Origin of the sequence: Trinickia mobilis (assembly GCF_017315705.1) — a bacterium.
Classification (GTDB): domain Bacteria; phylum Pseudomonadota; class Gammaproteobacteria; order Burkholderiales; family Burkholderiaceae; genus Trinickia_A; species Trinickia_A mobilis.
In genome coordinates this window covers 22,884-29,977 of sequence record NZ_JAFLRF010000059.1, presented here as the reverse complement: position 1 = coordinate 29,977, position 7,094 = coordinate 22,884, and the positions used below count along the sequence as shown (strand labels likewise).

Genomic DNA, 7,094 nt, shown 5'->3' with positions numbered 1-7,094 from the left:
GCCGCCGGGCGCGGACGCCGCCGCGGCGCCGCTTGCCGCAGGCGACGCCCGCGCGACCTGGATCTTCGCGCCGTCGCTCAAACGGTCCATGCCGTCGGTCACGACCGTGTTGCCCGCCGCGAGCCCGGACGCGATGACCGTGTGCTTGCCGTCGCTCGGCCCGAGCGTGACCTTGTGCACGGAGACGGTGTTGTCGGCATTCACCAGATAGACGTAGTCGCCCGGCGCGCCGCTCTGCACCGCGGGCGTCGGCACCAGCACCGCGTTGTGCATCGTATCGACGAGCAGCCTGACGTTGACGAACTCGTTCGGGAACAGCGCCTCGTCGTCGTTCGGGAACGTGGCGCGCATCGTGACCGTGCCCGTGGAGGTCGCCATCTGGTTGTTGAGCGCGTACAGCGTGCCGGTGCCGACCTCGCGGGTGTTGTCGCTGCTGTACGCGGTGACCGACATCTTGGCGCCCGCGTTGAAGCGCTCCAGCACGTCGCCGAGCGAATTCTGCGGCACGGTGAATTCGACCGTGGTCGGCTTCATCGTCGTGATGACGGCGATGCCCGGCGAGCTCGACGCCGTCACGTAGTTGCCGGGATCGACGAGCCGCAAGCCGACCCGCCCGGAAACCGGCGACGTGATATGGCAATAGGCGAGATCGAGATCGAACTGCGCGATGTTGGCGCGATCGACCTTGACCAGGGCTTCGTCCTGCTGGACGAGGAACTTCTGATCGAAATAGGTCTGCTCGGCGATCGACTTCTTCTGGTAGAGATCGGCGAAGCGGGTCAGATCGGAGCGGGCTTGCGCGAGCGAGGCTTGATCCTTGGCTAACTGGGCTTCGGCTTGCTGCTTGGAAATCTCGTATTGGCGCGGATCGATCTGCGCGAGAAACTGCCCTTTCTCGACATCCTGGCCTTCGCGATAGCCGACCGCCACCAAATAGCCGCTCAATTGCGGCAGGACGGTGACGGTGGCGACGGGAGTGACCGTGCCCAGTTCGCTCAGGATGACGGGCATCTCGCCGAGCGTCGCGGCGGCGACCGTCACCACTTGCGGCGCCGACCCGCGCGCGGGCTCCTTCTTGCGCAGAACGTGCACGGCGATGAGCGCGACGAGCACGAGCAGCACGACCGCGGTCACCAGGCGCCAGCGCCCCGAGCGCTTCACCGGCGCATGCGAAGCCTCGCTCATACCAGCCTCCGGATACGATGACTGCCTTCAGATGACAGAGGGACTCCGGCCTACCGGCGACGGCTTGGCAAGCACGGCAGGCGCCTCCTGCTGGGCGCAACCAACGCGTGAAGGTGAAGCGGGCGGGGTTGGCCTGGAATTTGCCTCGAATTTGCCTGGACAGCCCGCCGTATTCACCGCGCATTGTCACGTGGCGATCGACCACGCGCAAGTTCGCAGCGTAACGCACGCAAGACGAGAATACTGTGCGGGCAAGTTCCGATTCGTTACGAGGCGGGCGTTGGTAAAGGCGCGTAACAGTTTTTCGGGACTTGCTGACTCGAGGGTGCCGGTTCGAGCGGATTGCGTCGAAAATGGCGGGTCCGGCAAGCAAGAAACAAGCCGCGTTTCACACGCTGTTCGCAGCACGCGCCGAACGAGCACCTGCTCGGCTCGGTCGCGCGCGAAGGGCTGCAGATCGTGGCGGGGGTGTTTTGGGATCTTGGGGAGGCTGGAGCGCGGGGGGTGGCGCAGGGAGGTGACTGATTCGGACATTGAGTATCAGCCACGGTCGACACTGGGCATCAAAGCGACACCGCAAGCAATAAAGCCCGCCGAGACGGGCTTTATCTAATCTTCCCGGAGTAATGAAAATTACCCCTGCAATATCCTCTTTAACTCTTCGAGAAATGAAATCGTAGTATAGCCCCACAACTCGGGGCCAAACCGCGACCCATATGCCTCCTCAAACGCAGAATCCAGGTCCCCCTCATTTTCTTTTGTGAATCTCTCTATTTCAGAAATAGCCTTCCTTATGTCTTCGCCCGAAGCATCTCTCTTATAGGCATTCACAATTTCGGCAATCGTATTGCCCCAGTACGAGCAATCTTCGTTAAGGTACGCGCCGAAAATTTGATTCATTTCCGGGTAATCCGGGTTTTCCGACATCATATCCATGCCTCACAGATCGATAAAGGCCGTCAGAATATAGTATGGCATCCCATTATATTTTTCTTTCTTGATTAATACCATCACCTTATTCCCGCTTACCAGCTTCCCTGTTTTCCTGACCACGCCGTAGCCGATGTCGCCCGATATCTGCCTCGTCAAGCGTAACGGCGATGTGATAGATGGGGTTCGCGCCCAGGCTTTGACGCGAGCAGCTTCGGCCATCATTACTTCTGATATCGCACGAAGCGGTGCGCCAATATGTCCACTTTCAAGCGAAATACGGGAATCGATTCGAGTTATGCCGCGACCAACACACCAATAAAGAACGACAAGATATCGTCTCGCGAAGCAATCATCGGGCCCCCGCCGCGTCAATCAGATGGGCCGTGACGACGCTGTGCGGACATCCCAGGTACTTTTCAAAGAACGGCGGAACCTCGGGGTTGGCAGCACCATCCGGCGGCGCCCAGGCCACGAAGAAAGGGCTCAAAGCTCCAGCTTCATCCCCTCGTGGCTCGCCACGAACCCGAGGCGTTCATAGAAGCGCTTCGCGTCGACGCGGCGCTTGTCGGTCGTCAGTTGCACGAGGCCGCAGCCCGCCGAACGCGCGATGCCGATCGCGTGCTCGAACAAACGCTCGCCGATGCCCTGCCCGCGCCGCGCGCGGCTCACCCGCACCCCTTCGATCTGCGCGCGCGTCATGCCGAGCCGCGACAGCCCCGGAATCAGCGTGAGTTGCAGCAGGCCGGCGATCTCGTCGCCGTCCACGCACAGCAGCACGCTGTTGCCGGGCTGCGCCGCGATCGCGCGCAGCGCCGCTTCGTAGCGCGGCAAATCGCCATGGCCGGCGCTTTCGCGGCCCGCGCCGAGATCGTCGTCCGCGAGCAAGGCGACGATCGCGGGCAGGTCGTCGAGGGTTGCGTCCCTGAACGCCAGCATGAAAAAGCTCTCCTCCGCAGCACGTTGGAAATTAGTGCGGCTCGAACGGCCGCTGATACACGTCGGCCCCGCGCACGATGATCGCCGTGCCCTCGGGCACTTCCTCCCACGCGCCCGGCAGGTCCACGAGCGGCTCCGACAGCACGAGAAACGCATCCTCGCCGACCGCCTTGATCCGCGCGTCGTCGGGATACAGCTCGTGCAGGCGGCGAAACGACGTGCTGTGAAAGAGCGACCGCGACGCGCGCTCGCTCGAATAACGGACCGCGATGATCTGCTCGCCGTCGGTCGCGCAGACGGTCATGTTCAGCGGATGCCGCACGCCGTTGCGCCAGCCGATGTCTTCGATCGCCGCCGCCATCCGCTCGAGCGCCGGCACCGGCTCGTGGTCGAGCCCCATTGTCAGCGCGAGAAAGAACATCACCTCCGAATCGGTCGAACCTTCGATCGACGAAAACAGCTCGGGCTTGACCGCCAGCATCAGCTCGCGGCGCACGTTGGCGTAGTCGCGGATCAGGCCGTTGTGGACGAACAGCCAGCGGCCGTGGCGAAACGGGTGGCAGTTGGTCTCCTGCGACGGCGTATCGGTGGCTGCGCGGATATGAGCGACGAACAGCGGCGCGTGGATCGCGCGGGCCGCGTCGCGCAGGTTGCGGTCGCTCCAGGCCGGATGCGCGCAGCGATAGCGGAACGGAAGCTCGTTCGATCGGCCGTACCAGCCCACGCCGAACCCGTCGCCGTTGGTGGTCGTGGCGCCGAAGCGCGAATGGAGGCTCTGGTCGATCAGCGAATGCTGTTCCCGAAAGAGCACGGTTTCGAGCTGGATCGGGTTTCCCGTGTAAGCAAGCCAGCGGCACATGGTCGGACTCCGGTGACGAGGATCTCGCGATTTTCGCTCATTTCTCGCGCTTTTTTCGCGAATGGAGCCGCTCGGTTCGAGCGCCGGTCAATCGAGCCGATCACGGCACGAGCCAAAGCGCCAGCGCGTAAATCACGAGCGACACGGCAAACGTCACCGCCGTATACCCCATCACGCGCTGAATGCGAATGCCCGCGATGGCGACGACCGGCACCGCCCAGAACGGCTGCAGCATGTTCGACACGTTCTCCGCCATCGCGACACCCATCGCCGTGCGCGGCACCGACGCGTGCAGGCTGAGCGCGGCCGGCAGCACGAACGGCCCCTGCACGGCCCAATGGCCGCCCGCGCTCGGAATGAGCAGCGTGATGATCAGCGAGCTCAGATAGCTCCACAGCGGCAGCGTGGACGCCGTCGCGATCGCGACGAACGTCTTGGCGATCGTCGACGCCAGGCCCGTCCCCGTCATGATCCCCATGATCCCGCCGTACACCGGGTACTGCAGCAGCATCGAGCCGGTCTGACGCGCCGCGCGGCGAATCGCGTCGGCATAGGCGATCGGCGTGCGCTGCAGCGCGAGTCCGATCAAGAGGAAGATCAGGATCGTCGTGTTGATGTCGAGTTCGAAGCCCTTCGCGTGCCACGTCATCGCGAGATAGCCGATGCCGAGCGCCAACAGCAGCAGCGTGCCGAGAATCGAGTGCTCGACATAGGTCGCGAGCGTCACACCCGTCCCGACGCGCGCGTGCGGATCGGATTCGGCGGCGCCGGCCCCCGCGTCCGATTGCGACTCGCTGAACGCCACGACATGCTCGGGCTTCGGATGCATCCGGATGAAGATCGCCGTCATCACGACGACCACGAGTACGGTCGGCACGAAGACGAACGGCGCGAATATCGTCTGCGTCAGCGGCACCACCTGCCCCGTGGCCTTTTCGACGAGATTCAGCGCATTGCCGTGCGAGGCCTGCGACAACGCGATCGAGCTCGACAGCCCGCTATTGCAGACCGACCACGCCGAATAGCTGCCTGCGACGAGCCAGGCGAAGTCGACCTTCACGCGCTTGGCGATCTCGCGCGACAGCAGTGCGCCGACGATCAGCCCCAGCCCCCAATTGAGCCATGCGGCGACCCCGACGATCGGAAACACGAGCAGCGCGGCGCGCGCCGGCGTGTTCGCGCTCGCGGCCATCGCCCGCAAGCCGCGCTGGACGATGGGCGCCTCGGCGATCGCGTAGCCGGTGGCGAGAATCAGGATCATCTGCAGCGCGAAGCCGAGGATGTTGAAGGTGCCGCCGTACCAGGACGCCAGGATGACCGGCAGCGAGGCATGCGGCGCAAACGCCGCCGCCAGAAGAATGACGACGAGCGTCAAGCCGATCGAAAGGACGAACGGGTCGGGCATGACCTGCTCGAACAGATAGACGAGGCCGGTGACGATGCCCCGGCGCTCGCCGCTGCGTGGCTGCGCTTGCGGGCGCGTCGCCGGTGTGTCGAGGTGTCGCTTTTCCATGGTGGTAGTCTTCCGGGCGCGCGCCGCCGGGCGTCAGTCGCCGGCGCAAACGCGTCATGTGGATTGGGGACCAGAAAATCGAAGGCATGCGGGCAGAGAGATTCGCGGCACGAACATGCATTCGCATAGCGAACATACAGGAATTCTGTGGATACGCATAATCCACTCGCGCAGTGAGGTTGTCTGCGTCTGCGATGGGAGAACCTTGCCGTCCGGACATCATGCGAGCCTGATAGTCCTCCTTGACGAGCCGCTTGACGGCGGAGGCGTACCCGATCGTCCGGTTCCGGTCACTGCAACATGAACGTCTCATACTCGAGCACGTCGAGCTTGTGGTCGAGCAGATAGAGGCTCGCGAGCACGACGACCAGCAGCGCACCGGCGAACCCATAGCCGTACCAGGCTGGATTGAGCGCGAGCGTAAAGCCCGTGAACACGACGTTGAGCAGCACGAACGCACCGACGAGTCCCGTCACGACACGCCGTTCGTCGAGGTAGAAAAATACGTTGATCACGCCCATGAAGAGGACCTGCATGCTCGCCGCAATCACATCGATGTACAGGAGCGGCAGATAGAGCGTCGAGATCCGCAGCCACGAGAGCACGGCCGCGCCGGCGGCGAACAGCAGCATCGCCGCAATCGACTGCACCTTGATGATTTCCCATAGCCCGAGGCGCAGCGCCTCGACCATCGCGTTGCGCGTGCGCTCGATGTGCTGCAGCGACGCCCCTTCACGCACGGCTTTGAAGAAGGCGTCGTAATACTCGACGAAGTCGGTTTCGATCCGCAGCAGGAACACCGCCATCCCTGGAATGATCGCGAGATAGGCGAGAAACACCGGGATGTCGTAAATGAGCGATGCGCGCAACGGACCGATCACCTGCTGCCCGGTGCCGGGCGCATACCAGAACATGAACTTGTCGATCCAGACGCCGAGGTTGTACAACAGCCCCGTCAGCATCAGGGACGGGTAGCGGTAGCGCTTCTGGAACACTTCGAACGAGATGAAATGGTCGCTGCGGTAGTCGCGGTAGATCAGCACCAGCAAGCCGGCCAGCAACACCGTCTGGCCGCTCACGAAGCCCGCCATCAGGCCGCTTAAGCCGTAGCGATTGAGCGCGAGCGCAGCGCACGTGGTCAGCGCGTAGCCGGCCAGAAACACGAAGATGATCGCCATGTACTGCTTCATGCCGGACAGGAAGATCGTCGCGATCCAGATGTTCGCGACGACTACGAAGCCTGTCAGCATCAGCAACCGGTAGCCGGCCGTCTGCGACGGGAACAGCAGCCACGCCGCGAGGCCGCCGAGCAGCGCCGACGCGACGGTCACAACGAACGCGACCGCGTGGTAGTTCGACAGCACGAGGTCGTCGCGCTTTTCGAACAGACGATCCGACGTGAAGCGCGTATAGGCGAGTTGCAGCGGCCCCGTCAGCACGAGCGACGTCGAGATCAGGTAGGTGACCGACACCTGGAACTGCGTGATCAGCGTCGTCGGCAGCACGAACGGCAGGCTGAGCACGCCGATCATCAGGATGCCGACGATCGACAGGATCCACGGCCCGGAACTGATCAGCCCGGCATAAGCGTACGCCTGCATCATCCCGAGCAGCGTGTTGCGGCGCAACATCTTGCGCAGTTCGAATCCGATCCCTGCCATGTCGGGC

At 63.4% G+C, this 7,094-nt stretch carries 7 protein-coding genes; all 7 read right to left on the bottom strand.

The annotated features are described in order from the left end of the window. Nucleotides 1-1,185 (bottom strand): efflux RND transporter periplasmic adaptor subunit (locus J3489_RS34450; RefSeq protein ID WP_207005293.1); only part of this gene is annotated, 1,185 nt, incomplete at its 3' end. Between the two features lie 633 nt (nt 1,186-1,818). After that, a complete protein-coding gene (locus J3489_RS34445; RefSeq protein ID WP_309491472.1) occupies nt 1,819-2,121 on the bottom strand; it encodes a contact-dependent growth inhibition system immunity protein in 303 nt (100 codons plus the stop codon). A gap of 3 nt (nt 2,122-2,124) precedes the next feature. Beyond that, nucleotides 2,125-2,490 (bottom strand): RNase A-like domain-containing protein, encoded by a 366-nt coding sequence (locus J3489_RS38430; RefSeq protein WP_255555334.1) that lies wholly within the window; start codon nt 2,488-2,490, stop codon nt 2,125-2,127. Between the two features lie 111 nt (nt 2,491-2,601). Beyond that, on the bottom strand, nt 2,602-3,054 hold the full coding sequence (locus J3489_RS34435; protein WP_207005291.1) for a GNAT family N-acetyltransferase: 453 nt from the start codon (nt 3,052-3,054) through the stop codon (nt 2,602-2,604). 31 nt (nt 3,055-3,085) lie between these two features. Further along, entirely contained in the window at nt 3,086-3,913 is an 828-nt protein-coding gene (locus J3489_RS34430) for a class II glutamine amidotransferase (protein WP_207005290.1), read from the bottom strand. A gap of 100 nt (nt 3,914-4,013) precedes the next feature. Further along, a complete protein-coding gene (locus J3489_RS34425; RefSeq protein WP_207005289.1) occupies nt 4,014-5,426 on the bottom strand; it encodes a TIGR00366 family protein in 1,413 nt (470 codons plus the stop codon). Between the two features lie 290 nt (nt 5,427-5,716). Beyond that, complete coding sequence (gene pelG / locus J3489_RS34420; RefSeq protein WP_207005288.1) at nt 5,717-7,087, bottom strand: exopolysaccharide Pel transporter PelG; 1,371 nt, start codon at nt 7,085-7,087, stop codon at nt 5,717-5,719. Nucleotides 7,088-7,094: the final 7 nt, after the last annotated feature.

Coding starts and splice junctions, on each gene's coding strand:
- J3489_RS34445 (WP_309491472.1), bottom strand. CDS start 2,121: ATGGATATGATGTCGGAAAACCCGGATTACCCGGAAATGAATCAAATT.
- J3489_RS34435 (WP_207005291.1), bottom strand. CDS start 3,054: ATGCTGGCGTTCAGGGACGCAACCCTCGACGACCTGCCCGCGATCGTC.
- J3489_RS34430 (WP_207005290.1), bottom strand. CDS start 3,913: ATGTGCCGCTGGCTTGCTTACACGGGAAACCCGATCCAGCTCGAAACC.
- J3489_RS34425 (WP_207005289.1), bottom strand. CDS start 5,426: ATGGAAAAGCGACACCTCGACACACCGGCGACGCGCCCGCAAGCGCAG.
- pelG (WP_207005288.1), bottom strand. CDS start 7,087: ATGGCAGGGATCGGATTCGAACTGCGCAAGATGTTGCGCCGCAACACG.